Here is a 25,085-nt window from a genome sequence, read left to right on the forward strand (position 1 = left end):
GTGCGGCGGCCGGTCCGTGTGTGCCGTTCGCCGGCCGTCGTCGTCCGAGTCACTCCGGACGGACCTCGAGCACCGTCTTCCCCGGCCGCCGCCCGGGCCGCCGTCCGCTCTCGAAAGCCTCTCGCCCCTTCTCCAGCGCGAAGGTCGCAGCCACCGGAACGGTGAGCGCCCCCGAGTCGACGAGAGCCGCGAGGTCCACCAGCTTCCCCCGGCTCGGCTCGACCACGAAGAACGACGCCGTGACACCTGCGGCGCGGGCGCGTTCGGGGTCGGGCGGTGCCTGCAAGGTGACGAGCCGCCCACCGACCTGCAGCAGCGACCACGCCCCGTCGAGCGCCGCCCCGCCGACCGTGTCGAGAATGACGTCGAACGGGGCGCTGCTGGGCGTCTGTCCCGTGGTGATGTCCACGGCAGTATCCGCACCGAGGGTGAGCACCGCGGCGGCAGCGTCGCTGCCGCGCACGGTCGCGGTGACGTGCCCGCCGAGCCGCTTGGCGATCTGCACGGCCATCGAGCCGACTCCCCCGGCACCACCAAGTACGAGCACCCGCTCGCCTGGCTGAAGCCGGGCCACGTCCACGAGGCCCTGGATGGCGGTGAGCCCGGCGAGCGGTAGCGCTGCCGCGGAGACCGCGTCGAGGGTACGAGGACGGACGGCGACGGCGTCGAGCGGTGCGACGACGATCTCGGCGGCGGCGCCGTCGCGGTCGAACGGCACCATGCCGTAGACCACGTCGCCGACGGCGAGCCCGCCCGGGCTGTCCGGGCCGGCTCCCGGCCCTACGGCGCTGACCACGCCGGAGAACTCGTGCGACGGGATGACCGGCGTGCGGGGAGCGCCGTCCGTCGTCGTCCAGGACAGGTCCCAGAGCAGCTCGTCGAACGTGATCGCGGCCGCCGTGACGGCCACCTGAACCTCGCCCGGCCCGGGCGCGGGCTCGGGCGCCTCCTCCACGACGAACCTCTCGGGCCCGCCCCGCTCGTGAGCTCGCAGCGCTTGCATCCGGCACCTCCGTTCCCAGCCGCTCGCCGCGGCGGCGCCGCTCTGGCACCACGGCCACGCTAGGTGCGTCCTCGAGCGCGCGACTTGGGTCGAGCGACTGCACTCTCGACGCTCAGACCGGCGCGAGCCGCCTGGCGAGCTGGGCGCGCGAGGTGATGTCGAGCTTCGGGAAGATCCGGTACAGGTGCGAACCGACCGTGCGCGGCGACAGGAAGAGCCGTTCGCCGATCTCGCGGTTGGACAGGCCCTGAGCGGCGAGCCGGGCGATCTGCAGCTCCTGCGCCGAGAGCACGTCGAGCGTGACGAGGCTGGGGTGGTTGTCGTGCTCGCCCGAGGCGCGCAGCTCGGCGCGTGCCTGTGCGGCCCACGACGTCGCCCCGATGAGGTCGAACGTCGTGCGCGCCGCGCGCAGCGGTGCACGGCACTCGATGCCGCGACGCCGGCGGCGCAGCCATGCCCCGTACGCGACCTCGATGCGCGCACGCGCCCACGGCCAGCGCACCAGATCGAGCGCGAGTGCCTGGAGGTACAGCGGCTCGGCCTCGTCGTCGGGCGCAAGCACCGCCCGCGCGTACGCCAGGTGGGGCACGAGGATCGGGGCGCGACCCTCGGCGGTCTCGGCCTCGAGAGCCCGCAGCACCGCGGCCGCATCGCTCTGGCGGCCCGAACGCGCGGCCGCCTCCGCGAACGGCCCGACGGCGTGGAACCGCTCGGTGAGCGCGAACGCCGGGTCCGCGGGGTCGAACATGCGTCGCAGGGCGCGGTAAGCGTCGGCGTACTGCCCCGCGGAGAGCAGGGAGAGCCCGCGTGCGAGCTGCACGCACGCGAGCAGGTTGGTCAGCCGTCGCGTCCCCACGGACAGCTCGGCCCGCGCGGCCTGGGCCATGGCGTCGTCGTGCTCGCCGCGCATCGCATGCAGGATGGCGCTGAGCGTCAGGGTGCCATCGGTCCAGATGGGTTGGCCCGTCTCCGCGGCAACGCGGCGTCCCTCCTCGAGGCAGATCGCGGCACCGTCCCAGTCCCCCAGCTCGAGCAGGTTGAAGGCCTCCATCGCCAGCACGTGCGACAGCAGGCCGAGCCTGCCCTGCGCGCGAAGACCGCGCTCGGAGCGCCCCAGGAAGTCCGCCGCACGCACCGGGTCGCCGACGGCGTGGGCCGCCATCCCGTGCAACCGCAGGGCATCGGGGTCGGTGACGTTCTCCAGCACCACCTGGCCCAGGCGACCGAGCACCGGTCCGGCGGCGAGCACCGGTTCGGCGACCGCCCGGGCGGCGAGGTGGCGAGGGTCCTCGAGGACGTCCGGGCCGGCCGCGGCACCGAGCCGCCCGGCGGCGGCGACCACCTCGGCCCGGGCGGTCGGGCCGGTGTCCGCCCACCAGCACCGCAGCCCGGCTGCCAGCAACAGGTGGAGCGCGAGGTCGACGTCGCCCGCGGCCGCCGCGCGCTCGGCAGAGCGGCACAGCTCGACCACGCGGACCGGGTCTCCGGGCACGCCGTCGTTGAAGATCTCCCGCAGCCACTGGATGCGCGTGCGGTCGAGCTCGCACAGGGCCTCCCGGTCGGCCGCGGCAACGAGGCGGTCCACCACGTCCGCTCGCCCGAGCTCGAACGCATGCTCGGCGGCGAGCAGCAGCCGCCGGCCCCGCGCGGCCGAGTCGGTGGTCAGCCGCGCGGACCGCTCGAGCGCCCAGATCGCCGACACCACCGAGCCGCGACGCAGCGCGGTGAGGTGGCTCCGCTCGAGCTCGTCGGCGACGTCGTCGTCCGCACCGATGACCGACTGCGCGCGGTGCCACGCGCGGCGGTACGGCTGCGCCCCGAGCGCGCTGGCCAGCGCAGCGTGCGCGGCCTGCCGCCGCCCGGGGAGCTCGGCGTGCACGACGCCCGAGCGCACCAGCGGATGCCGGAACGCGACCTTCCGCTCGTCGTACGTGATGAGACCTGCTTCTACCGCGGCGTCGAGCGCCTCGACGCCGACCGGGCGACCCGCCAGCACGGACGCCGCCGCGAGGATCTCTGCGGTGCCGTCCTCGTCGTCGACCGCCGCGGCCAGCAGCACGTCGCACGTGGACCGCGGCAGCTCGTCGGTGCGCGCGGCGAACGCGCGCTCGAGCCGGGACGTCAGCGGCACGAAGCCCAGCTCGTCGCCCTCGGCGCCGCGGTGCAGGCGCCAGGCGACGGGCAGCTCGACGAGAGCGAGCGGGTTGCCCTCGGCTTCCCGCAGCACCCATGAGCGCGCAGCGGCGTCGAGGTCGGGCGCGGTGCGGGCCAGCACCTCGGCCGCGGCCTCGCCGTCCAGACCGTGCAGCGGCACGGTGGGCAGCCCGCCGCCCGCGACCGCTCCCTCGGCCCCGGCCCGCACCGCGGCCACGATCGCCACGCGCTCGTGCTCGACGCGCCGGGCGGCGAACGCCAGCGCCTCCTGGGTCGGCGCGTCGAGCCAGTGCGCGTCGTCGGCGACGACGGTGACCGGCTGCCGCACGCTCGCCTCAACCAGGAGCCCCAGGCAGGCGAGAGCCACGAGGAACGGCTGCGGCGCCGGGCCGTCCTCGAGCTCGAACGCGGTGAGGAGCGCGCGGCGCTGCGTGGCCGGGAGTGCGTGGGCGTGCGCGAGCACCGGGCTCAGCAGCTGGAGCAGCCCGGCATACGGGAGCTTCGACTCGGCCTCGATACCGACGATGTCGAGCACGAGGTTGCCTGCCGCGCGCGCGTGGTCGGCCAGCGCGCGCAACAAGGTCGACTTGCCGATGCCGGGCGAGCCCACCACCACGCGCACGCCTGCCTCGCCGGCGGGTCGGTCTACGGCGTCACGAAGCAGCAGCTCTAGCTCGGCATGGCGACCTATGAGGTCGCCGCCGCTCGCGGGGTCCGATGTGACCACCCGACCTCCCGTCTCTCGACGCCACCATAACGGTGCGCGCGCGCACCCGGCGCCAAGCGTCCACGCCTGACGGGGCAGCCGGCAAGAGGGTCACCGCTGTTACCAGGTGGCCACCATCCCGCCGTCGATGCGCAGGTCCGCGCCGGTGATGTTGGCTGCCCCGTCCCCTGCGAGGAATGCGACGGCCTCGGCCACCTCCTCCGGCCGGGAGAAACGGCCGGTCGCCATCTGCTGCTGGACCGCAGTGACGAGGTCTTCGGGCGCGAGGCCGGCCGCGGCGGAGCGGACGTCGGCCACGCCGCCGTCGCCGAGCCACAGGTCGGTGGCGACCGGACCGGGGCTGACGGTGTTGACGCGGATGCCGTGCGGCCCGAGCTCCTTGGACAGCGACTTGCTGAAGCTCGCAAGGGCCGCCTTGGCGGCGGAGTAGTCGGGGACGACCGGGTCGGAGAGCGTCGAGTTCACCGAGCTGATGGTGACGATCGCCCCCTTCCCGGCGTCGATCATCCCCGGCACCGCTGCCCGGCACGCCCGGACCGCGGCGAACAGGTTCAGCTCCAGCGACTTCTGCCACTCGTCGTCGGTCACGGCGGCGATGCCGTGCAGCCGGGAGGGGGCCCCGCCGACGTTGTTGACGAGGATGTCGAGCGGTCCGTCCACCGTGGCAGCCTCGATCAGCCTCCCCGGCCCCTCAGGGGTGGACAGGTCCACCGCCACGGCCCGCACCGAGCCGCCGGCCTGGAGCTGTTCGAGCTCGGGGCTCACGTGCCGGGACCCGGCCGTGACGTGCGCCCCGCGGGCGACGAGCGCCTGCACGACGGCGAGGCCGATGCCGCGGCCCGCGCCGGTGACGACGGCGCGGCGCCCGGCGAGCTCCCCGCTCATGACTGCGTCCCGGTCGCGGCAGCCTCGATGGCTCGGCGACGGGCCGGACGGAAGAGGTGGACGGACATCACGGGCCTCCTGGCGTGGCGGAACACGAACTCCGCCGACGATAGGGGTCCTGACACCCGGAGGCTTGCGTCGTTCGACTGCATCCCGGCGTCAGTCGACCGACTCAAGCGGCACCGACGCCCGGGGCCGAGACTGGGGGCATGGCCGAGAAGCACACTCCCGAGATCGTGATCGTGGGCAGCGGGTTCGCCGGCTTCTTCGCCGCCCGTCGCCTGGCCCAGCGGCTGCCGGCCGGGGCCGCGAACGTGACCGTCGTCAGCACCGCCGACCACCTCTGCTACTCGCCGCTGCTGCCCGAGGTCGCGGCCGGCAGCCTCGACGCCCAGCGCATCGCCGTGCCGCTGCACGGTGCGCTCGGCCAGGCGCGCGTGGTGCACGGCCTGGTCGACGACGTCGACTTCGACGCCCGCACGGTCCGGGTCTCCGGGGCGACGGACGTCCCGTTCACCCTGCCGTGGGACCGCCTCGTGCTCACCACCGGCAGCGTCACGCGCGTGCTCCCGACCCCGGGCCTGCGCGAGCACGCGCTCGGCCTCAAGACGCTGCTCGAGGCCCAGTACGTGCACGACCACGTGCTGCGCCAGCTCGAGTGCGCCGACACCACGACCGACGAGGCCGAGCGCGCCGCCCGCCTGACGTTCGTCGTCGTCGGCGCCGGCTACGCGGGCACCGAGACCGCGGCCCAGCTGCAGTGCCTCACCGACCGGCTCATCTCCCGCTTCCCCCGCCTGGCGGGCTCGCGCCCCAGGTGGATGCTGCTCGACCTCAGCCCGACGGTGCTCCCCGAGCTCGGCCCGCGGCTCGGCCGGTACGCGCTCAAGGTGCTGCGCGCCCGGGGCATGCAGGTGCGGCTCGGTGTGTCCGTCGCGTCCATGTCCGACGACGGCATCGTGCTCTCGGACGGCTCGAAGGTGGCCACGCGCACCGTGCTGTGGACCGTGGGCGTGACTCCCCCGCCGTTGGTCGAGCGGCTCGGGCTGCCCGTCGAGCGCGGGCGGCTCGTCGTCGACGGCCAGCTGCGCGTGCGCGACGACGTGTGGGCCGCGGGCGACTCGGCCGGCACGCCGAACCCGTACGCCGACGCCAGCACGGCCTACCCGCCCACCGCCCAGCATGCCCAGCGGCAGGGTGTCGTCATCGCGGACAACGTGGCCGCGAGCCTCGGGTTCGGGACCGCTCGGGAGTACAAGCACCACGACCTCGGACTGGTGGCGGACCTCGGCGGGCGGTGGGCTGTGGCGCGGCCGCTGGGCGTGCCGCTGACGGGGCTGCCGGCCAAGGTGGTGGCGAAGGGGTACCACCTGTATGCGATCCCGAGCATGGCTGCACGGGCGCGGATCGCTGCCGACTGGGTGCTGGGTCTCGTGCACCGGCCGGCGGCGACACAGCTCGACCTGGTGCGACCGGAGCAGGCGCAGATCGCGGCGGCGCAGCATACGCAGGAGTTCACGCCGACGGAGCGGTGAGGAGGAATGTCCCAAGGCGCGCAGGTCACGGCCGGGTGACGATCCGGCGAACCCCTTGACACGGTGTCGGCTTCGTTGACTACGTTGTCAATGCACGCAGGTGTAAGCGCTGTCAACGGGGATGGCCATGGCTGACGGTGTGCAGGAGGATCTCGGGCGGCAGCCCGTGATGGTCGACGTCGCGCGCCTGGCCGGGGTCTCCCAGAAGACCGTCTCGCGCGTCATCAACGACGCCCCCAACGTCCGCCAGGTCGTGCGCGAGCGCGTCCACCAGGCGATCGCCGACCTCGGCTACCGGCGCAACGCCGCGGCCCGTGCGCTGGTCACCCAGCAGAGCCGCGTGCTGGGCGTGGCGATGCCGGCCACCACCGACTACGGCCCCTCGGCTCAGCTCTTCGGCGTCGAGACGGCCGCCTCGGATCTCGGCTACTCGGTCGTCGTCGCCTCGGCCTCGCCGTCGCCGGAGAGCTTCGTGCGTGCCGTCGCCCGCCTCGTCGACCAGGGCGTCGACGGGCTGGTCCTCAGCTACCCCTACGTCGACGACGACCTGTCCGCAGTGCAGGGCCTGCACCGCGTCCCGGCGGTCAACGTCGGCGAGGCCCTGACGACCGGCCTCGGCCTGCCGACCGTCACGGTCGACCAGGAGGACGGTGCCCGCAAGGTCGTGGAGCACCTGCTGGCGCTGGGCCACCGCACCGTCCACCACCTCGCCGGGCCGACAGACCAGGGCGCCGCGGCGCGCCGCGCCGCCGCGTGGCGCGACGCGCTGCTCCGCACCGGCGCGCCGGTGGCGGAGCCGCTGGTGGGCGACTGGTCCGCCCGGTCGGGCTATCAGGTCGGCCGGGCACTGGCCGCCGACCCCGACGTGACGGCGGTGTTCGCCGCCAACGACCAGATGGCGGTCGGCGCGATGCGGGCGTTCCTCGAGGCGGGCCGGAAAGTTCCGGCGGACGTCTCGGTGGTCGGCTTCGACGACGCCCCCGACTCGGCCTACCAGGTCATCCCCCTCACGACTGTGCGCCAGGACGTCGCGGCGGTGTCCCGCCGGGCGGTCATGGCGCTCGTCGGCGCGATCGAGGACCACGACGGGCTCGAGGGCACCCTGCGCTACCCCGTCGACCTCGTGGTGCGGGCCAGCTCCGGCCCCGCGCCCGCCCGGCTCGCCGCGGGCCGCGGCCCTGACCCCTTCCGGACTACGTCGACCACGTCCCCGCCCACCGCGAAAGTAGGTTGATGATGCACCGATTCACACACCGGCCGGTCATCCGGCTGGGCGCCGCCGTCACCGCCGGCGCGCTGCTGCTGGCCGCCTGCTCGGGCGGCGGCGGAGGCGGCGGAGTCGCCTCGCCCACGCCCGCCGCGCAGGTCTCCAAGGCGGAGATCGACAAGGCGATGTCCACGCCGACCAAGCTCACCTTCTGGACCTGGGTGCCTGACATCCAGAAGGAGGTCGACTTGTTCATGAAGCAGTACCCCGCCGTCCAGGTCGAGGTCGTCAACGTCGGCCAGGGCGCCCCGCACTACCAGAAGCTGCGCACGGCGCTGAAGTCCGGCGAGGGTGCTCCCGACGTCGCCCAGGTCGAGTTCCAGTACCTGTCCTCGTTCCGCCTCGGCGACAACCTCATGGACCTGGCTCCGTACGGCGTGTCCGACCTGAAAAGCCAGTACCCCGACTGGGTCTGGAAGCAGATCTCCGACGGCCCCGCCGTCTACGGCATCCCGCAGGACGTCGGCCCGCTCGGCAACCTCTACCGCGACGACCTGCTCAAGGGCGCCGGGGTCCAGCCGCCGACGACGTGGGACGAGTTCGCCACCGCCGCCCGGGCCTACCGCAAGGCCAAGCCGGACTCCTACCTGACCGACCTGCCCGGCAACGACCCCGGCCAGTTCACCGCCTTCCTGTGGCAGTCCGGTGCCCGCCCGTTCGCCTTCGACGGCGCGAAGACGGTCACCATCGACCTCGACACCCCCGAGGTCAAGCGGGTCTTCGACGTGTGGAACACCCTCATCCAAGATGACCTGGTCGCGGTCGACCCCGACTTCACCGACCAGTGGTACCAGGGCCTGGCCAACGGCAAGTACGCCTCCTGGCAGACGGCGGCGTGGGGCCCGGTGTTCCTCCAGGGCACCGCGGCCAAGACCTCGGGCCTGTGGCGGGCGACGACCATCCCGCAGTGGAAGGCCGGAGAGAACGTCTCGAGCAACTGGGGTGGCTCGACCGACGCCGTCCTGTCGACCACGAAGAACAAGATCGCCGCGGCCGAGCTCGCGAAGTGGATCAACACGGCCGACGAGCCGGCGCTGAAGCTGGCGACGGAGCAGTTCCTCTTCCCGGCCTACAAGCCGGTCCTGACGAACCCGACCTTCATCGACCAGAAGTCGGAGTTCTACGGCGGCCAGCAGGTCAACAAGGTGTTCGCGGACATCTCCCAGACGGTCAAGACCGACTTCGGCTGGCTGCCGTTCATGGACTACGTGTACTCCTCCTTCGGCGAGACGGTCGGCAAGGCGATCGCCGACAAGACCCAGCTGGAGCCGGCCCGGCAGGCGTGGGAGAAGGACATCACCGACTACGCCAAGAAGCAGGGCTTCACGGTCAAGTGACGCCGCGGGGCGGACCGGCCACGCCAGCCGGTCCGTCCCCGACCTGCAAGGAGGCAGACGACGATGTCCAGCACCACCACCGCCGCGCCGCGGGGCGCTGCACGACCGCCAGTCGCGGCCGCGTCCCGCCGCCGCAGCTCCCTCAAGCGACCCGAGAAGATCGCGGGCTACCTCTTCGTGACGCCGTTCCTCGTGGTGTTCCTCGCGATGATCGTCATGCCGCTCGTCTACTCCGGGTACCTGTCTCTCTTCCGCGAGCAGCTCGTCGGGGGCAACGCCTTCGTCGGGCTGCAGAACTACGTCGACGCCCTGCGCGACGCCGCCTTCATCGAGGGCGTGCTGCGTGTCGTGCGGTTCTTCTTCCTGCAGGTGCCGCTCATGCTGGCCCTGGGGCTGCTGTTCGCGCTCATCCTCGACAGCGGCCGGCTGCGCCTGAAGCGGTTCGTGCGGCTGAGCATCTTCGTGCCCTACGCGGTGCCGAGCGTCATCGCCGCGATCATGTGGGGCTACCTGTACGGCCCCGACTTCGGGCCCTTCGCGCAGCTCGCCGACGCCGTGGGCGCCCCGGCGCCCCAGTTCCTGTCCGCCCAGTGGATGCTGCCGTCGATCGCCAACATCGTGACCTGGACCTTCGCCGGCTACAACATGATCATCCTGTATGCCGCCCTGCGGTCCATCCCCACCGAGCTCTACGAGGCGGCCCGGATCGACGGGGCCGGCGAGGTCCGCATCGCCTGGTCCATCAAGGTGCCGGCCATCCGTCCGGCGCTGCTGCTCACCCTGATCTTCTCGATCATCGGGTCGTTCCAGCTCTTCAACGAGCCGAACCTGATGCGCAACCTGGCCCCCAACGTCATCGGGACCTCGTACACCCCGAACCTGTACGCCTACAACCTCGCCTTCGTGAACCAGGAGATCAACTACGCCGCCGCGATCGCGTTCCTGCTCGGGTTCGTCGTCATGATCGTGTCGTACGCGGTACAGCTGAGCACGCAGCGACGGGAGCGCCGCTGATGACCACGCAACCCACCTCCCAGCCGCTGGCCGCCCGCCCCGAGGCGGGGGCCGACGTCGCCGGACCGCAGGTCCCGCGCACGGCGGCCCCCCGCAAGCGCCGCCCGGTCGGCGACCGGCCGAGCAACCTGCTGACGATCTTCATGCTGATCTGCGTCGCGTACTTCCTGCTGCCGCTGGTGTGGCTGGTGATCGCGTCGACGAAGTCCAACGCCGACCTGTTCTCCACCTTCGGGTTCGCGTTCGCCCACTTCAACCTCGTGGAGAACCTGCGGGACGTCTTCACGGCGCAGGGCGGCGTCTATCTCTCCTGGCTGCGCAACTCCATCGTGTACGCGGTGGTGTCCGCCTTCGGCGCCGCGATCCTGGCCAGCATGGCCGGCTACGCGTTCGCCAAGCTGCAGTTCCCCGGCCGGGTCCTGCTGTTCTCGGTCATCCTCGGCGCGATCATGATCCCGACGACCGCCCTGGCTATCCCGACCTACCTGCTGTTCGCCAAGGCGGGCTTCGTCGACACCCCCTGGGCGGTGATCGTCCCGTCGCTGGTCAGCCCCTTCGGCGTCTACCTCATGCGGGTCTACGCGGAGGGCGCCGTCGACGACTCGCTGCTCGAGGCCGCGCGGGTCGACGGCGCCGGCGAGGGGCGCATCTTCCTGCAGGTCGTGCTGCGGCTGCTCGCCCCGGGGTTCGTCACCGTCCTGCTGTTCCAGCTGGTCGCGACGTGGAACAACTACTTCCTGCCGCTGATCATGCTCAACAGCGCGGGCCTGTACCCGCTCACCGTCGGCCTGGCGCAATGGCAGTCCACCTCCGCCGCCGGCTCAGGCGCCCAGGCGCTCTTCTCGACGGTGATCACCGGGTCGCTCGTCTCGATCATCCCGCTGGTCGTCGCGTTCCTGATCCTTCAGCGGTACTGGCAGTCCGGGCTGACCGCCGGCGGCGTCAAGCAGTAGCGTCTGCGGAACGACCGCCCTCACCCCGCGCGCTCGCACGCGCCCCGACGGAAGGACCCCGGCTCCCCATGCCTGACCTGCCCCACCCCGTCCTCTTCGGAGCGGCGTACTACCACGAGTACCAGCCCTCGCCGCGGCTGAAGGAGGACCTCGACCTCATGGCCGCGGCCGGCTTCACCGTGATCCGCGTCGGGGAGTCCACCTGGAGCACCTGGGAGCCCGAGGACGGCGTCCTCGACCTCGACTGGCTCCAGCCCGTGATCGACGCCGCCCACGAGCGGGGCATCGCCACGATCCTCGGCACCCCGACCTACGCGGTGCCGCCGTGGCTTGCCCGCAAGCACCCGGAGATCGCGGGGGAACGCGGCACCGGCCGCCGCATCCCGTGGGGCGCGCGGCAGGAGGTGGACTTCACGCACCCGGCCTTCCGGTTCCATGCCGAGCGGATCGTCCGGGCCGTGGTCGGCCGGTACGCCGACCACCCCGGGGTGATCGGCTACCAGGTGGACAACGAGCCCGGCCTGGAGCTGCTGCACAACCGCGGCGTCTTCGAGTCCTTCGTCGACCACCTGCGCCGCACCTACGGCGACGTCGAGACCCTCAACCGGGAGTGGGGCCTCGTGTACTGGTCGCACCGGATCTCCACCTGGGACGACCTGTGGACCCCGGACGGCAACACCACCCCGCAGTACGACCTCGCCTGGCGCCGCTTCCAGGCGCGCCTGACCAGCGAGTTCATCGCGTGGCAGGCGGACCTCGTGCGCGAGTACGCCCGCCCGGACCAGTTCGTCACCACCTGCATCGCGTACTCGCACCCGGCGGTCGACGACCCGGACCTCACCGCGTCGCTCGACGTCACCGCGGGCAACCCGTACTACGCGATGCAGGACGCCCTCGCCCTGCCCTGGTCGCCCGGAGCACCGCAGGGCTGGACGAGCTCGGGCACATGGAGCGTGCTGCACAGCGCCGACCGGATGTACTCCTCCAAGCAGGCGCCGTTCCTGGTCACCGAGACCAACGCCGGCGCCATCGGCGGGTCGGCGCTGAACTTCCCCGCCTTTGACGGGCAGTGGCGCCAGGTCGCCTGGGCGATGGTGGCGCGCGGCGCCCGGATGATCGAGTACTGGCACTGGCACACGCTGCACTTCGGCGCCGAGACCTACTGGGTCGGGATCCTGCCGCACGACCAGCGCCCCGGCCGGGTGTACGAGCAGCTGGCCGCCCTCGGTGGCGAGCTGCGCACCGCCGGCGAGGCCGTCGCCGGCCTGGCGCCCGACGCGCAGGTGGGCCTGCTGTACTCGACCGCGTCCAAGGTCGCGCTGGCCTTCCAGCCGGCCCTGGCAGACGGCGCCGACCCGGACCCGCGGTCCTACGAGCACGTCGTCGAGGCGTTCTACCGCGGCGCCTTCGACGCCGGCGTCGGTGTGCGGATCCTGCACGACGTGCAGGCGACCGGGCCGCACGGCACGGTCGACCCCGCGGCGCTCGCGCGCGAGCTGCCCGTGCTGCTCGTGCCGGCCCTCTACGTCGCCGACGACGCGCTCCTCGACTGGCTCCGGGCCTATGCGGAGGCCGGCGGCCACCTCGTGCTCGGCCCGCGCACCGCCTACGCCGACCACGAGGCCCGCGCGCGACTCGAGCCGAAGCCGGCGCGCCTGGCCGACGCCGCGGGGGTGGGCTACCAGGAGTTCACCAACCTCACGGCCGCGGTGCCGGTGGCCGATCAGGGGGGTCAGCTTGCACTGCCCGCAGGCGCGACGGCGACCAGGTGGGCGGACCTGCTCGTCCCCGCCGGGGCCGAGGTGCTGGCCGCGTACGAGCATCCGCACCTGGGGCGCTGGGCCGCCGTCACCACGGCCGCGCACGGGGCAGGCCGCATCACGACCGTCGGCACCGTGCCCGACGTCGCCTTCGCCCGCGCCCTGCTCACCTGGCTCGTCCCGGTCGACGACGACTGGCGACGGCTGGCCGTCCAGCCGGTCACGGTACTGTCCGCGACGTCCGGCACCGGGCGCCAACTGCGGTTCGTGCACAACTGGTCGTGGGACCCGACGGCGGTGGCAGTTCCGGTCGCCGTCAGGGACGCGGTTTCTGGCGAGGCGGTCGCCGCGGGCGGCGAGCTGGCACTGGGCGCCTGGGACGTTCGCGTCCTGGCCGAGGACTGAGTACCGCGACGCCGACGTCCCGGGAAGGACGTCCGTCAGCGTGGTCGGCCACAGGCTAGCGGCCGCGTCGAGCATCGAACCCTTGCAGGTTCTCGTGTGAGGAGTGGCTGGCTGAGGTGCAGCGGCTCAGCCGAGCTCGCGCAGGCGCGGCAGAGCCTGGGCCGCGAGGTCCAGCGCCTGCCGCCCGCCCCCGCCCCAGGGCAGCACCAGCACGAACTCGCTCGCGCCGGCCGCGGCGTAGGCCCGACACGAGGCGCTCAGCGCGTCCAAGTCGTCGCCCAGCCGATGCTGGACGGTGCGGCGGATCTCAGCCGGGTCGCGGCCTACGTCAGCGCAGTGTCCGTCAAGCACCTGCGCGAGCTCCGCGAACTCGGCGATGTCGTCGCCGGTGTAGTTCCACGCATCCGCGTACCGGGCGACCATCCGCAAGGTTCGACGCCTGCCGCTGCCGCCGATCCAGATCGGCGGATGCGGCTGCTGCACCGGCTTGGGCTCGGCGACGGCGGCTTCGAGCCGGTAGTGGCGGCCGTCGAACGACGTCCGCGGCTCGGTCCACAGCGAGGTGATGACCCCCAGCGCCTCCTCGAGCCGGTCCATCCGGTCCCCCACGGTCCCGAACTGCAGCCCATACATCGCGTGCTCCCGCTCAGCCCAGCCCGCCCCGACCCCGAACTCGAGACGCCCACCGGACAGGTGGTCGACCGTGGTGGCCAGCTTCGCCAGCACACCCGGATGCCGGTAGGTGTTCCCCGTGACCATGCGGCCGATCCGCACCCGGTCGGTCGCGACCGCCATCGCGGCCAGCAAAGCCCAGGCGTCGAAGATCGGCCCGTCGTCATCGGGCCCCAGCGTGGCCAGGTGGTCCATCACCCACACGTGGTCGAAACCGCCCTCATCGGCGAAACGCCACACCTGCAGGTAATCCTCGATCGGAGCGTTCTGGCTGAGCTTTATCCCGACGCGCATCACCATGCCGTCAGTCTGCTCGCCCGGGGCATCGTGGGACAGGGCGCGCCGAGGTACGGTCACCCGCATGTCGACCACGGTTCCCACTGCCCCCATCGTCGCCGCCGGACTCGTCGGCGGGTTTGCCGTAGGGCGGGCCACCAAACAGCGAACGCTGGCCGGAGTCGTGCTCGCGGGGGCCGGCGTCGCTGCGGGCACACAGTGGGCCAAGACCTCCGGGCCCGCCACCACTGCAGCGCTCACCGCGACCTACCTGGCAGCGTTCGGGCTCTCGCACCCGCTCGCGAAGAAGATCGGAGCGTGGCCGTCAGTGTTCACCGCCGCGGCAGCCTCCGCGGCAGCCGCTTGGGTGTTCAACGACCGGCGCGGCTGAAGCTACCGAGCCTTGCCGCCAAACCAGTCGCCCGGCGAGCCCGCCGTTCGACCGCTGCGCGCACCGACTCGGGCGTTCCGACGACGCGCACCCGCCGGCGGGCGCGCGTGACCGCGGTGTAGAAGAGCTCGCGCGTCAGCAGCGGCGAGCGTTCATTCGGCAGCAGAACCGTGACGTCCTCGGCCTGGCTGCCCTGGCTCTTGTGCACCGTCATCGAGTGCAGCGTCTCGACGTCGCCGAGCCGGGACATGGCGAACGAGGCACCGCCGGCGATGTGCGCGCGCAAGTTCTCACCGTCGCGAAAACAACCCCGGGATCGCCGTTAAAGAGCCCAAGTCCGTAGTCGATCGCGGTGACGAGGACCGGTCGCCCGGGGTACCACTCGACGCCGACCGCCGCCCCGAGGTACGCGCCGGACGCCTCGCCTAGCCAGCGCTCGACCTGCCGGTTCCAGTGCGCGACGCCCCACGGGCCCTCGCGGTGGGCGCACAGCAGGCGGTGCCGCTCGGCGGCCCGCAGCGCGCCTTCGGCGTCGCCCGCCAGCGCGACGGTCCGGACCTCGACCGCGTGCCGCGTCAGCTCGTCCTGCAGCGCGGCGAGCGCTTCCGCGTCGTCCGGGTGCGCCAGCTCGACGACGCCGTCGCCCGCAGGGACGGGCGGGTCGCTTCGAGGTCATGCAAGAAGGACGACTGCGCTCGGGCGGGGTGTGACATGGGTTTCCGCCGAGCGCGGAGACTGCCGCCCCTCTCTCTCGCGGTGAATGGTGGCGACTCTTCCGACCGGTTCGATGCCCGACACGACTTGGGATGACTCATCGAAGTGCTGGCACCTCAGGCGGCGCCTGTAACCTTCGTCCCGTGGCAGCGCGCGACCCGCACCCCGTCCCTGGGTTCGCCGAGAAGCCTGGGAAACGTGTGGCCGAGGACGCCAGGCCAGCCCCGGCCCCCACGGGCAGGACCGTCGAGCGCGTCGTCCTCGGGGTCTATGTGCTGGCGCTCGCGTGGGTCGTGCTGCTCAAGATCCACACCGACGGCTTCGGCGACCTGGTCGGCCGCCGGTCGGTCAACGTGGTTCCGTTTGGCGGCACGGCCGCAGGCGGACTTGGCTCCAGCGAGCTCGCCGTCAACGTGCTCGTGTTTGTCCCGCTCGGTGTGCTCGTCTACCTGGCGGCCCGGCGGCGAAGCTTCGCCAGGGTGTTCCTTCCCATCGTCGGGGTATCGGTGGTCTTCGAGATCGTCCAGTTCGTCTTCGGCATCGGAGCCAGCGACATCACCGACGTCCTCACGAACAGTGCCGGAGGCCTCGTCGGCTTGGGCATCGCCTGGCTCGGCCTCCGTTTGCTGGGCGACCGCGCCCAGCGTTGGCTCCTCGTAGCCCTCGTCGTCGTTCTGGTCGTCCTGACCGTGGGGTTCTTCACGTGGCTGCAGGCGACGGGCATCCGGTTCCGGTTGTAGTTCCGCCGCAGCACTTTCGACCGACGGCTCGAGTCATGCCGGCTTGGCCCGGTCGTATTGAGAGCGGCCCCAGGGGTCGGATCGATGAGATCGCGGCTGAGCATCCGTCTGACTTGAATACACCGGGCCGCCGCCCGGCGGCAACGTCCGTAGGGAAACCGACCGAGCTAACCGAGTTGCACGGCCACCGGGTTCAGTCCGCCGAGGGGAGCCGTTCGGCGACGACCTCGGCGAGCGTGCCAATGTCCGGAGGCGCCCATGGGCCGGTGGTGAGCACGACGGCGTGGTCGACGCCGAGCTCGGCGAACGCCCTGCAGCGCTCGGCGAACGACGCCGCCGTCTCGCCGGGCCGGAGCCGGGTGGAGATCACCTTCTCGATTTCGTCGTAGGGACGTCCGATCTCCGCGCAGTGCTCGCGGAGGACGTCGAGCTTGTGGCGCACCGTCTGGCCGCCGTCGGGGATGTCGAAGACGTTGCAGGCGTCCCCGTAGCGGGCCACGAGCGGCAGGGTGCGCTTCTCGCCGGTTCCGCCGATCAGGATGGGTGGGTGCGGTCGCGTCAGCGGTGCGGGACTGCTGGACGGCGCATCCAACGCGTAGTGCGCGCCCCGGAACGGTGATGCGCCCTCTCCCCACATGCGCAGTGCGATGCGCAGAGTCTCCTCGAGCCGGTCGAACCTCTCGGACAGGCGCGGCAGGGGCAGGCCCATCGCGGCGGCCTCCGCGCTCTGGTAGCCAGCGCCGATGCCGAGCATCGCCCGCCCACCGGAGAGCACATCGAGGGTCGTCACGGCCTTGACCAGGCCTCGAGCATCTCCGTCTCGTCCGGGCGAGCGCCGTAGGGGTCGGCCTGCAGGAGATGATCGGCAACCCAGAGACCGTGCAAGCCGCCGGCGTCGGCGGCCCGAGCGACCCGGCTGAGGCTCTCGGCCAGGGTGAGGCGATCGTCGCGCCAGGAGAAGTTGGTGACACTGATGCTGATGCGCATGGGCGGGTTCACGTCGAGTCTTTCGTCATGCACGGATGAGGACGGCGACGACGAGGAGCGTCACGTCGGTGAGCACATGCATCGCGAAGGTCGCGGTGGTGCTGCGGCGCACGCGCAGGATCCCGGCGATGACGCCGAAGATGAGCCCGGCAGGGTAGGCGACCGGATAGACGTGCATCAGGCTGAAGACCATTGACGTGATCCCGATGGCGGTCGACACCGGAAGACGGCGCTGCAGCCACGGCTGCAGCAGTCCGCGGAACAGGCTTTCCTCCAGCGCCGCCGCAAGGAAGAGGACTCGTACCGCAATGAGCGCGAGCACATACCAGCTCGCCCCCGACAACCGACCCACATCGGTGAGCACCCCGAGCATGGCCCGCAGCATGGCGAGCGGATCGCCTGCAGCAAGACCCCAGGCGAGGTAGACGACCGCGAGAGACACCACCACCACCAGCCAGCCGAACACACCGTGGAGCAGCTCATCGGTGGAAGCGGTGCGGTAGCCGGCGGTGCCGAGAAAGCGCGTGGCCCTCCGAAGGCGATCACGAGTCCGGCAAGGACACCGACGTAGGCGAGCGCGACAACCGTGACTGTGAAGGCGACGCCGCCCACCGCATCGGGAGCGAACAGCGAAGTGATCCCCCAGCTCCAGGCTCCCAGGATCACCGCGAGACCGATGCCGATCCCCAGTCCAGCGAGCAGCCGGCAACCGGACACCTCTGACTCGACCCGCACCCCGTGCTCTATCACCGCCGCATCCTTCGTTAGAGTCGCTCTAAGTTTAGACCCACCCTAATCCGGATACCAGAAGCTTGTGACGGGCCCGCAGCCGCGACGCAAGCTCGCCGACTGAGACACTACGAGCACCCGAAGGAGACCCGAGTGAACCCGATACCCCCGCCCGGCCTCCGCGAGCAGAAGAAGCAGCAGACCCGGACAGCGATCATGGATGCCGCGCTGGAGCTCTTCATCGGGCGCGGCTTCACCGTGGTGACGGTGGCCGAGGTCGCCCGGGCCGCCCGGGTCTCGGAGGCAACCGTGTTCAACTACTTCCGCACCAAGGAGGACCTGGTCCACGACCGGCTCGACGAGTTCTGGGTGCGAGTGGTCGACGCCATCGAGAACCGACCCGACGGCACCGGCACGATCGACGCGATCGAGTCGTTCCTCCTCGCTCAGCCGGCAGTCGCTCCCGACACCGCCGCCCGGGAACGCCTGCTCGCGATCACCAGGATGATCACCGATAGTCCGTCCTTGCTCGCGCGCGAAGGCGTCTCCTACACCGCCGCCGCCGCCGCGCTCTCCGCAGTCCTCGCGCGCACGACCGCCATCGGAGACGATGCCGCGGCCGCAGCCCAGGCGATCCTCGGCATCCAGAGGTCCCTCGTCGACCGCACCCGCGAACTGGTCCTCGCGGGCATTGACGCCGAGACGCTCAACCGCGACGTCGCGGAACGGACGCGCAGCGGCTACGCGATGCTCCGGAACGGCCTCAAGATCTGATAGCTGGGGCCACATCCGCGGCGTCGAGGACGAGGCCGTCAACGAAGTCGACGGCGGCGGTCACCCGTCGGGTCCACGACGCGTTGCGGCCGTGATCCCGGACCCGCGAGCCGACGACTCGGTATGTCGCGTCAGAGACCACGACCGTGACGCGCGTGTGGCTGAACTCGATGCCGACGATCGTGCCGGCCCGCGGTTGAGGGTGAGGAGTTCGGGGACGCGTCGAGAGTCCAGGGGTCGCGTGGGCCTCACAGAGCCGGATCCACCGTCGACGCAGTCTGCCGGCCCACTTCATCGTCGCGACCACGCTGCCGGATTCTGACTACGGTCGGGCGTCTGGACGCCGTGCCCGCTGCGCGCGAGGTAGGCGACCAGCACCGCGATGACGACGGTCGCCCCTGCCGCGACAACCCCGTCGCCCAGGCCCAGACCGGCGGGATGCGGCTTGCCGATCCAGTCGGCGAACGACGCGCCCAGCGGGCGGGTGAGCACGTAGGCGCACCAGAACATGAGCACGGGGTCAGCCCCGAGTCGCCATCCTGCAAGCGGCACCAGGATCGCGACGGCGAACAGCAACCCCGACGCGAGGTAGCCCAGGTGCAGGCTGATCGCGGTCAGGTCGCCCGCCGCCGTGCCGAGAGCGAACGTCGCCAGTACGGCGAGCCAGTAGAACGCCTCCCGACGGCGGGTGGTGATCGAGTGGATCGACAGCGTGCCCTCGACGCGCTGCCACACCACGAAGATCAGCGCGAGCGCGACGGCGTACGCGGCGGTCGTGACGGGGTACGGCACGCCGACGACGACATGCAAGGCGTCGGCGACCATCGTGCCGAACACCGCCACCATGGAGACCGCGAACCAGTACGCCCACGGCCGATACCGGCGCGCTCGCAGCTGAACCGCCATCGCAACGACGAAGCCGACGAGGCCGACGGCGGCCGCGAGCACCAGGTTCCGAAGCGCGAAGTAGTCGGCTGCCGCCTCGCCCATACCCGTGGTCAGCACCTTGACGACCCAGAAGAGCACGGTGATCTCGGGAACCTTCGCTGCTCTCGGGTTGCGGAACCAGCGCGGTCGAGCGTCCATATCGCCTCCAAGGCTGACCACCAGAACCGGCATCGGGCGGGTGCCGAACGGCACGAATGCAGGCAACCAGGCGCGGTCCAAGAATCCCCGAAGGAAACGAGCCTCGGGCAAGCCGGCGATTGTTTGTGACGCATCGGCCCCACAAGTCCCCGTGGAGCTCATTCGTCTCCACCGGGTCGACAATGCGAAAGAGCCCCCTAACCTGCTTGGCTGACCCTGATCCGTCGTCGGGTTGAGAGAAATGCAGAGCGAACCGGAGGTTGCACATCCCATGGGCACAGCAGAACCCACGTCGGCACTCGTCCTCGGCGCGATGATGTTCGGCACCGCCGTCGACGAGACCACCTCGTTCGCGGTGCTGGACCGTTTCGTCGAGCGCGGCGGCGAATGGATCGACACCGCGAACGCGTACGCGTTCTGGGCGAGCGCCGACGGGCGGGGTGGCGACAGCGAACGCCTCCTGGGCCGCTGGCTCGCGGCCCGACCCGGCGTGCGCAACCAGGTGAAGATCGCGACGAAGGTCGGCGCCGACGCACTGTGGGCCGGCTCGTTCCCGGCCCAGCGCGAAGGGCTCTCCCGCCGCGCGGTGCGGGACGGGTTCGCGGCCTGCCTCGACCGGCTCGGCCTCGACTCGGTCGATCTGCTCTGGATCCACATGGAAGACCGGGCGACGCCGATCGAGGAGACCGTCGAAGCGCTGGCCGAGGTGACCGGGGCAGGGCTGGCCGGCCGGGTTGGTGCCTCCAACCATCCCGCGTGGCGCGTGGAGCGGGCGCGCACCCACGCCCGCCAGATCGGGTCGACGCCGATCGACGCGCTACAGCACAACAGCACCTACCTGCGCCCGCGTCCAGGCACGAACCCCACCAACCACCCGTTCGGTGTCCTGTCGGACGAGCAGCGCGACTATGCGAGCACGCACGGCCTCGAGATGTGGGCGTACACGCCGTTGCTGTCGGGCGCCTACGACAACCCCGCCAAGCCGATCCCCGACATCTACGACCACCTCGGCAACACCGCACGCCTCGCGGTCCTCGACGAGGTGGCCGCCGAGCTCGGCGCCACCCGCGGACAGACCGTGCTCGCGTGGCACGTCTCCCACGGGGTTCGGCCCATGCTCGGCGGCAGCAAGGTCGACCAGCTCGACAGCGCACTCGACGCCGTCCGCCTCACCCTCACGCCCGAGCAGCTGGATCGCCTCGAAGGACCGCGTTGACTGTTGCCAGATACTGCGAGACACGGCCAGGACGACCGCACCCGTCCGCGGCGAGCGTCCGCGTCACGGCCAGGCCGATCCCGCGACCAGCGCCCGTGACGACGGCGACCGCGCCGCCGATCCCGAGGTCCACGTCAGATGGGTTGACTGGAACGTCGGTGAAGGTTGGCGGCGAGACAATTCGGTGCCCTCCCCCAACCCAGAGCTCTCGGCGCTCGCCGCCCGCTCGATGGCCGCCCCGGAGGTCTGCATTCGTATCCCGGCTCTTTGGATTTGAGCAGGCGGACAGCGGCGAGCGACCCTGCGACCCCCGGGTGGCCGCTACCCCTGCTTCAGGATGTCGAGCCCGTCGAGGTGTTGGCGATCCTGCACAGCGCCCGGGGACCTCAAGCACTCGAGCACGGCTGTTGCGCGCATCGTCAGTCAACTCCAGGCAACCTTGCACGTCGCCCGCATTCGCCGACGTCACCGTCCATGGGCGGGCGTCCGCGCGGGAAGGACCCGCAGCAGGAGCGCGACGGGACAGGTTCGTCCGAATCCGCTCCTGCTGCGAGCCTGGGGTGCCGTCGGGCCGACGGCCGCCCGGCCTCGTCAGTCGGCGTCCGCAGCCTCGAGGATCTCGGCCTCTTCCACTGAACCGTGCGCGGGCACGGGCGCACTCCCGATGAAGCGACGGAACAGCACCAGCACGATCAGCGCCACCACGGTGCCGCCGGCACCGAGGATGAAGGCGCCCTGGAACGTGTGCTCAGCCACCTTCCCCGCGACATACGCGCCGACGGCACCGCCGAAGAAGCGCACGAACGAGTACCCGGCCGAGGCCACCGGACGCGGCACCGGGGCCGCGCCCATCACCAGCGTGGTCACAGTGGTGTTCATGATGCCGAGGAACAGGCCGGTTGCAACGAGGCAGACGACGACGCCCCACGGCTGCCCACCGCTGACGCCCTCGGAGGTGTTGCCCTGCGAGAAGACGGCCATGAGGACGAGGCAGACCGTGAAACCGGCCAGACCGACCATGATCGCGGCGAACGTGCCGACCCGGTCCTCGAGCCAGGTCGCGCCCCAGATGGACATGACCGCGAGGCACATGCCCCAGCCGAAGAAGACCCAGCCGATCTGCGCGGCGCCGAAGTGGGTGGAGCCGAGCGCCAGCGGGTACGGACCGACCGCCATCAGCACGAACATGCCGAAGTTGTAGAGCAGTGCCGCGACGGCGACGACCAGCAGGCCCGGGTACTTCAGCGCCTTGATCGGGTCCGCGACGGACACCTTGTGCTCGGGCTTCGGGGTCGCCGGCAGGAACAGCAGGGTCGCCACCAGGCCGATCGCCATGAGCACCGCGACGCCGAAGAACGGCCCACGCCACCCGATGTGCTCACCGAGCTGACCGCCGACGATGGGCCCCAGACCGATGCCGATGCCCAGCGCGGACTCGTAGAGCAGGATGGCCTTCTTGAGCGGACCCTTGGCCAGGCTCGTGATCGTGGCCAGCGACGTGGCGATGAACAGGGCGTTGCCCAGCCCCCAGAACGCACGCGCCCAGATGATCCCCGCGACGCTGTTCATCAGCCCGCCAAGCGCGGAGAAGACGACGATGATCGCCAGACCGCTGATCAGCGTCCACTTCACACCGATCCGCGAACTGACCCATCCAGTGATGAGCATGGCCACCGCGGTCACGACCAGGTAGGACGTGAAGAGCAGGGACACCTGCCCGGAGGTCGCGTTCAGGTCTTTGGCGATCGCGGTGAGGATCGGGTCGACCAGGCCCAGGCCCATGAACGAGACCACACAGGCGAAGGCGACCGCCCACACCGCACGAGGCTGCCTGACGGCGGATCCCTGCGGTTCAGCGACCTTCGTTTCTAGGGTTGTCATCACTACCTTTTCTCTCTTTGGTTCTTCCGTGGTTCGGAGCCGCACGCCGTCGAGGGCCCCGCTTTGCTCAGGGCTCGAGCACGGCCTCGACAAGCCGGTCGAGCGCCGGGAGCGCGGCCGCGATCCTGGATCGGTCCGACTCGTCGAGCCGTCCGAGCGCCTCGTCGAAGATGGCCGCTCGCTGCGCACGCCGGGCGCCAATCACGGCGCGACCCGGGTCGCTGATCGCCACCAGCACGCCCCGGCGGTCATCACCGTCGACGGCTCGGGTGACCAGCCCCTCATGCTCGAGCCTGCCCACCAGTTGCGACATCGCCGGCTGGGAGATCCCTGCCACATGGGCCATGTCGGTGATGCGAGACGGACCCATGCGAGCTAGCTGCGAGAGCACCGACGCCGCGGTCGAGGAGAGGTCACCGACCGTAGACACCTCGCGGACGAGTCGCACCATCCGCTCTTGCAGGATCGCGAGGTCTCCCCCGCTGATGCCTGTCTCACCTCGACCCATAGCATCGTTATAACATAACGTGCCTATGCACCGCATCTTGCCTCACACAACGACCTGCAGACATGCCCTCTGACCTGGCAGATTCACCCTCTGGCCGGTGGCGGTGCGGTGGCGGTCGAGGTGGCGGAATCGGTGCCGGGCACGAGCGCGCCTGGCTCGGCGTTGCGCCGGTCGAACGGCTGCAGCGGGTGCCGGACGGTCACGGCCCGCGACACCGCGTCCCCGTCGGGCGTGCGCGCCGTCTCGTCGAGCGCGTCGAGCAGCTCGCCGAGCGGAACGGCCGGCGGTCGCTCCTGGCCGGAGTACTCGTCGGCCCCGCTGTGGGTCACCACGAGCGTCTCGGTGGCGGCGAGGATGGCGTCGAGGAACAGCTGCCGGTCCTCGCTGCGCGGGTCGCGCTCACCGGTGCGCGGGTCTCACGCCAGCACGTCGTCGCCGTCGGTGATCCCGACGCGCGGGAACACGCCGTCGTCGAGCCCGAGCAGCGCGGCAACGCGGTGCGGCACCGAGCGCATCGGCACCAGGTGCCGACCGTGAGGGTGCCGGTGCGGAAGTTCGCCCGGGTGGGCCGGCCGCGACGCGGTCGGCGAGCAGCGCCCGCACGTCCGCCAGGCGCAGGGGGACGTTCGGGTCGGGCGCGTCGGCGCGCACCCGCGACAGCTCGCGCCGCACCTGCGCGAGCTGCCAGCCGTCGGCGGCCGGGACGCTGGTGAGGGCGGCGACGCCGCCCTCGAGCGTGGCGAGCCAGTGCTCGAGCGCGTGGCTGCCCACGAGCGCGTCCGTGACCCGGCGCAGGCGGTCGACCAGCTCGGTGAGGCGCCCGACGAGCTCCACCTGCCCGCTGCCGACGGGGAGATTACCCGGCCTCCCATTGCGATGCGGCACCTCGCCCTACTGGTCAGCAGGGCCTGATCAGGTGAACATGGCTACGGTCGGGCCATGACCGATAGCGACGCCGTGATCGCCTCTCTGCGCGCCTTCGTCGCCGAACGCGACTGGGCGCAGTTTCACACGCCCGAGAACCTCGCCAAGAGCATCTCGATCGAGGCGGCCGAGCTCCTCGAGTGCTTCCAGTGGGATGCCGACTTCGACCTGGACGACGTCGGAGCCGAGCTGGCCGACGTCCTGACCTACTGCCTCCTGCTCGCGGACAAGCTCGGGCTCGATCCCGATGCCATCGTTACGGAGAAGCTTGCCGAGACGCGAGCGAAGTACCCGGCCGACGTCTCGCGCGGGCGAAGCACCAAGTACGACCGCTCCTGAGGCGAGCCAGAATCGGGTTCTGAGAGTTTCGAAACGCCTGGGTGTCGTCGACCACCGCGACGTCACGCGCCGCGCCGATGTGCTCAGCTAAGGTCCTCCGGCACCGAGCGCAGCGTGCGGGAGCCATAGGCGGCCAATGCCGGCTTGACCACAGCTAGCGCGGCCGTTGCCCAAGGCCACTATGCCGCCCGTCGAGACTCTAGGCTCTGCCGATGCTCGACGATGAGGTCCCGCTGACATATCAAGAGAATCCGATCCGGTTCCGGCGCGGCGCCCCGGTGGCGCTCCGAAGTGTCCGCGACCACGGAAGCCCCCGCGGTGTCGCGGTCGGATTCGCCGTCGCGGGCACGGTGGTTCTCGACGACGGCGAACTCGTGGCGGTCAGCACCAGCACAGGTTCGGGAATGCGGACCCGAGCGGGCCAAGGAGCGGGCCCCAATGCCCGCACCATCCTCCCGACCGCCTGGGACGGCACCTACAACGAACGCGCTTGGGCGGGGCACACGGTGGTGCGTGTCTACCGGCGCGGAGACCGATGGTCGGTGTGGCGATGGCACGACGGCTGCCGTTCAACGCCGACTGGGACGCATGGCTGCCCGATCCAGCGTGGACGGCGGTTCCCATGCCCGCGCACTGGGACCGCCTTCATCCTTAGTGCGCATCGGCACGATGGTCAGTTCCGGCCCCATGCAGGTCAGAACCGACCGCCTTTGACTCGCGCAGCGCGCGTCGCGGGCGCCACTGCGAACTCGACGTCGTACTCTCTGGCTGACCTCGCGGTATCGACGGACTTCGACCCTGGCCGACA

24 protein-coding genes are annotated in these 25,085 nt (G+C 71.3%); 12 read left to right on the forward strand and 12 right to left on the reverse strand.

Features of this window, described 5'->3' with window-relative positions; translation table 11 throughout:
* Positions 1-49 precede the first annotated feature (49 nt).
* From ACO4JP_RS12250 to ACO4JP_RS12260, 3 genes are all read right to left on the reverse strand, one after another.
* Positions 50-1,003: an NADP-dependent oxidoreductase gene (locus ACO4JP_RS12250; protein WP_425954049.1), complete on the reverse strand. Its 954-nt coding sequence runs from the start codon at positions 1,001-1,003 to the stop codon at positions 50-52.
* Between the two features lie 112 nt (positions 1,004-1,115).
* Positions 1,116-3,884 carry an ATP-binding protein gene (locus tag ACO4JP_RS12255; protein WP_425954051.1) on the reverse strand — a complete coding sequence of 923 codons (2,769 nt, stop codon included), beginning with the start codon at positions 3,882-3,884 and terminating at the stop codon, positions 1,116-1,118.
* A gap of 99 nt (positions 3,885-3,983) precedes the next feature.
* Complete coding sequence (locus ACO4JP_RS12260; protein WP_425954053.1) at positions 3,984-4,769, reverse strand: SDR family NAD(P)-dependent oxidoreductase; 786 nt, start codon at positions 4,767-4,769, stop codon at positions 3,984-3,986.
* 209 nt (positions 4,770-4,978) lie between these two features.
* Between ACO4JP_RS12260 and ACO4JP_RS12265 the strand changes: the two genes are divergently transcribed.
* The 6 genes from ACO4JP_RS12265 to ACO4JP_RS12290 all read left to right on the forward strand — a co-directional run bounded on the left by ACO4JP_RS12265 (position 4,979) and on the right by ACO4JP_RS12290 (position 13,040).
* A complete protein-coding gene (locus ACO4JP_RS12265) occupies positions 4,979-6,304 on the forward strand; it encodes an NAD(P)/FAD-dependent oxidoreductase (RefSeq protein ID WP_425954055.1) in 1,326 nt (441 codons plus the stop codon).
* Positions 6,305-6,431: 127 nt separating this feature from the next.
* Positions 6,432-7,538: a LacI family DNA-binding transcriptional regulator gene (locus ACO4JP_RS12270; RefSeq protein ID WP_425954057.1), complete on the forward strand. Its 1,107-nt coding sequence runs from the start codon at positions 6,432-6,434 to the stop codon at positions 7,536-7,538.
* 2 nt (positions 7,539-7,540) lie between these two features.
* Positions 7,541-8,908 (forward strand): ABC transporter substrate-binding protein, encoded by a 1,368-nt coding sequence (locus ACO4JP_RS12275; RefSeq protein WP_425954059.1) that lies wholly within the window; start codon positions 7,541-7,543, stop codon positions 8,906-8,908.
* A 63-nt stretch (positions 8,909-8,971) separates the two neighbouring features.
* Positions 8,972-9,922 carry a carbohydrate ABC transporter permease gene (locus ACO4JP_RS12280; RefSeq protein WP_425954061.1) on the forward strand — a complete coding sequence of 317 codons (951 nt, stop codon included), beginning with the start codon at positions 8,972-8,974 and terminating at the stop codon, positions 9,920-9,922.
* On the forward strand, positions 9,922-10,875 hold the full coding sequence (locus ACO4JP_RS12285; protein ID WP_425954063.1) for a carbohydrate ABC transporter permease: 954 nt from the start codon (positions 9,922-9,924) through the stop codon (positions 10,873-10,875). Before ACO4JP_RS12280 ends, ACO4JP_RS12285 begins: the two co-directional genes overlap by 1 nt.
* A 68-nt stretch (positions 10,876-10,943) precedes the next feature.
* Positions 10,944-13,040, forward strand: a complete 2,097-nt coding sequence (locus tag ACO4JP_RS12290) for a beta-galactosidase (RefSeq protein WP_425954065.1) — start codon at positions 10,944-10,946, stop codon at positions 13,038-13,040.
* Positions 13,041-13,166: 126 nt separating this feature from the next.
* On the opposite strand, the gene ACO4JP_RS12295 is transcribed toward ACO4JP_RS12290, so the two are convergent.
* Positions 13,167-14,006 (reverse strand): LLM class F420-dependent oxidoreductase, encoded by an 840-nt coding sequence (locus ACO4JP_RS12295; RefSeq protein WP_425957104.1) that lies wholly within the window; start codon positions 14,004-14,006, stop codon positions 13,167-13,169.
* A 67-nt stretch (positions 14,007-14,073) separates the two neighbouring features.
* Between ACO4JP_RS12295 and ACO4JP_RS12300 the strand changes: the two genes are divergently transcribed.
* On the forward strand, positions 14,074-14,379 hold the full coding sequence (locus tag ACO4JP_RS12300) for a hypothetical protein (RefSeq protein ID WP_425954067.1): 306 nt from the start codon (positions 14,074-14,076) through the stop codon (positions 14,377-14,379).
* Here ACO4JP_RS12300 and ACO4JP_RS12305 read toward each other — a convergent pair.
* The gene (locus ACO4JP_RS12305) at positions 14,360-14,665 is read right to left on the reverse strand and encodes an ATP-binding domain-containing protein (protein ID WP_425954069.1); all 306 of its coding nucleotides are present in this window, start codon (positions 14,663-14,665) and stop codon (positions 14,360-14,362) included. The two genes, ACO4JP_RS12300 and ACO4JP_RS12305, sit on opposite strands and share 20 nt — an antisense overlap.
* A gap of 194 nt (positions 14,666-14,859) precedes the next feature.
* Between ACO4JP_RS12305 and ACO4JP_RS12310 the strand changes: the two genes are divergently transcribed.
* Together ACO4JP_RS12310 and ACO4JP_RS12315 are read left to right on the forward strand one after the other, a co-directional pair.
* Positions 14,860-15,189 (forward strand): hypothetical protein, encoded by a 330-nt coding sequence (locus tag ACO4JP_RS12310; protein ID WP_425954071.1) that lies wholly within the window; start codon positions 14,860-14,862, stop codon positions 15,187-15,189.
* A 47-nt stretch (positions 15,190-15,236) separates the two neighbouring features.
* Positions 15,237-15,833 (forward strand): VanZ family protein, encoded by a 597-nt coding sequence (locus ACO4JP_RS12315; protein ID WP_425954073.1) that lies wholly within the window; start codon positions 15,237-15,239, stop codon positions 15,831-15,833.
* A 193-nt stretch (positions 15,834-16,026) separates the two neighbouring features.
* Here ACO4JP_RS12315 and ACO4JP_RS12320 read toward each other — a convergent pair whose 3' ends face one another.
* The 3 genes from ACO4JP_RS12320 to ACO4JP_RS12330 are packed head-to-tail and all read right to left on the reverse strand — an operon-like array spanning position 16,027 to position 17,286.
* Positions 16,027-16,623 (reverse strand): LLM class flavin-dependent oxidoreductase, encoded by a 597-nt coding sequence (locus ACO4JP_RS12320; protein ID WP_425954075.1) that lies wholly within the window; start codon positions 16,621-16,623, stop codon positions 16,027-16,029.
* The gene (locus ACO4JP_RS12325) at positions 16,620-16,820 is read right to left on the reverse strand and encodes a hypothetical protein (RefSeq protein WP_425954077.1); all 201 of its coding nucleotides are present in this window, start codon (positions 16,818-16,820) and stop codon (positions 16,620-16,622) included. The genes ACO4JP_RS12320 and ACO4JP_RS12325 overlap by 4 nt, the downstream gene beginning before the upstream one ends.
* 25 nt (positions 16,821-16,845) lie before the next feature.
* Positions 16,846-17,286, reverse strand: a complete 441-nt coding sequence (locus ACO4JP_RS12330; RefSeq protein ID WP_425954079.1) for a CPBP family intramembrane glutamic endopeptidase — start codon at positions 17,284-17,286, stop codon at positions 16,846-16,848.
* Positions 17,287-17,702: 416 nt separating this feature from the next.
* Here ACO4JP_RS12330 and ACO4JP_RS12335 point away from each other — a divergent pair, with 416 nt between their 5' ends.
* Positions 17,703-18,323, forward strand: coding sequence for a TetR/AcrR family transcriptional regulator (locus ACO4JP_RS12335; protein ID WP_425954081.1), 621 nt, complete (start codon positions 17,703-17,705; stop codon positions 18,321-18,323).
* A 291-nt stretch (positions 18,324-18,614) separates the two neighbouring features.
* Here ACO4JP_RS12335 and ACO4JP_RS12340 read toward each other — a convergent pair whose 3' ends face one another.
* The gene (locus ACO4JP_RS12340) at positions 18,615-19,409 is read right to left on the reverse strand and encodes a hypothetical protein (RefSeq protein WP_425954083.1); all 795 of its coding nucleotides are present in this window, start codon (positions 19,407-19,409) and stop codon (positions 18,615-18,617) included.
* A gap of 271 nt (positions 19,410-19,680) precedes the next feature.
* Here ACO4JP_RS12340 and ACO4JP_RS12345 point away from each other — a divergent pair, with 271 nt between their 5' ends.
* Positions 19,681-20,625: an aldo/keto reductase gene (locus ACO4JP_RS12345; RefSeq protein WP_425954085.1), complete on the forward strand. Its 945-nt coding sequence runs from the start codon at positions 19,681-19,683 to the stop codon at positions 20,623-20,625.
* A gap of 591 nt (positions 20,626-21,216) precedes the next feature.
* Here the strand turns inward: ACO4JP_RS12345 and ACO4JP_RS12350 are convergent.
* From ACO4JP_RS12350 to ACO4JP_RS12360, 3 genes are all read right to left on the reverse strand, one after another.
* Complete coding sequence (locus tag ACO4JP_RS12350; protein ID WP_425954087.1) at positions 21,217-22,443, reverse strand: MFS transporter; 1,227 nt, start codon at positions 22,441-22,443, stop codon at positions 21,217-21,219.
* A gap of 130 nt (positions 22,444-22,573) precedes the next feature.
* Complete coding sequence (locus tag ACO4JP_RS12355; RefSeq protein WP_425954089.1) at positions 22,574-22,954, reverse strand: MarR family winged helix-turn-helix transcriptional regulator; 381 nt, start codon at positions 22,952-22,954, stop codon at positions 22,574-22,576.
* Between the two features lie 143 nt (positions 22,955-23,097).
* The gene (locus ACO4JP_RS12360; RefSeq protein ID WP_425954091.1) at positions 23,098-23,343 is read right to left on the reverse strand and encodes a hypothetical protein; all 246 of its coding nucleotides are present in this window, start codon (positions 23,341-23,343) and stop codon (positions 23,098-23,100) included.
* Between the two features lie 610 nt (positions 23,344-23,953).
* Between ACO4JP_RS12360 and ACO4JP_RS12365 the strand changes: the two genes are divergently transcribed.
* The gene (locus tag ACO4JP_RS12365) at positions 23,954-24,277 is read left to right on the forward strand and encodes a nucleotide pyrophosphohydrolase (RefSeq protein WP_425954093.1); all 324 of its coding nucleotides are present in this window, start codon (positions 23,954-23,956) and stop codon (positions 24,275-24,277) included.
* The last annotated feature ends 808 nt before the right edge of the window (positions 24,278-25,085 follow it).

This window comes from Xylanimonas sp. McL0601 (genome assembly GCF_049852175.1).
GTDB lineage: Bacteria > Actinomycetota > Actinomycetes > Actinomycetales > Cellulomonadaceae > Xylanimonas.

Coding starts and splice junctions, on each gene's coding strand:
- ACO4JP_RS12250 (WP_425954049.1), bottom strand. CDS start 1,003: ATGCAAGCGCTGCGAGCTCACGAGCGGGGCGGGCCCGAGAGGTTCGTC.
- ACO4JP_RS12260 (WP_425954053.1), bottom strand. CDS start 4,769: ATGAGCGGGGAGCTCGCCGGGCGCCGCGCCGTCGTCACCGGCGCGGGC.
- ACO4JP_RS12265 (WP_425954055.1), top strand. CDS start 4,979: ATGGCCGAGAAGCACACTCCCGAGATCGTGATCGTGGGCAGCGGGTTC.
- ACO4JP_RS12270 (WP_425954057.1), top strand. CDS start 6,432: ATGGCTGACGGTGTGCAGGAGGATCTCGGGCGGCAGCCCGTGATGGTC.
- ACO4JP_RS12275 (WP_425954059.1), top strand. CDS start 7,541: ATGCACCGATTCACACACCGGCCGGTCATCCGGCTGGGCGCCGCCGTC.
- ACO4JP_RS12280 (WP_425954061.1), top strand. CDS start 8,972: ATGTCCAGCACCACCACCGCCGCGCCGCGGGGCGCTGCACGACCGCCA.
- ACO4JP_RS12285 (WP_425954063.1), top strand. CDS start 9,922: ATGACCACGCAACCCACCTCCCAGCCGCTGGCCGCCCGCCCCGAGGCG.
- ACO4JP_RS12290 (WP_425954065.1), top strand. CDS start 10,944: ATGCCTGACCTGCCCCACCCCGTCCTCTTCGGAGCGGCGTACTACCAC.
- ACO4JP_RS12295 (WP_425957104.1), bottom strand. CDS start 14,006: ATGCGCGTCGGGATAAAGCTCAGCCAGAACGCTCCGATCGAGGATTAC.
- ACO4JP_RS12300 (WP_425954067.1), top strand. CDS start 14,074: ATGTCGACCACGGTTCCCACTGCCCCCATCGTCGCCGCCGGACTCGTC.
- ACO4JP_RS12325 (WP_425954077.1), bottom strand. CDS start 16,820: ATGCGCATCAGCATCAGTGTCACCAACTTCTCCTGGCGCGACGATCGC.
- ACO4JP_RS12340 (WP_425954083.1), bottom strand. CDS start 19,409: ATGGACGCTCGACCGCGCTGGTTCCGCAACCCGAGAGCAGCGAAGGTT.
- ACO4JP_RS12345 (WP_425954085.1), top strand. CDS start 19,681: ATGGGCACAGCAGAACCCACGTCGGCACTCGTCCTCGGCGCGATGATG.
- ACO4JP_RS12365 (WP_425954093.1), top strand. CDS start 23,954: ATGACCGATAGCGACGCCGTGATCGCCTCTCTGCGCGCCTTCGTCGCC.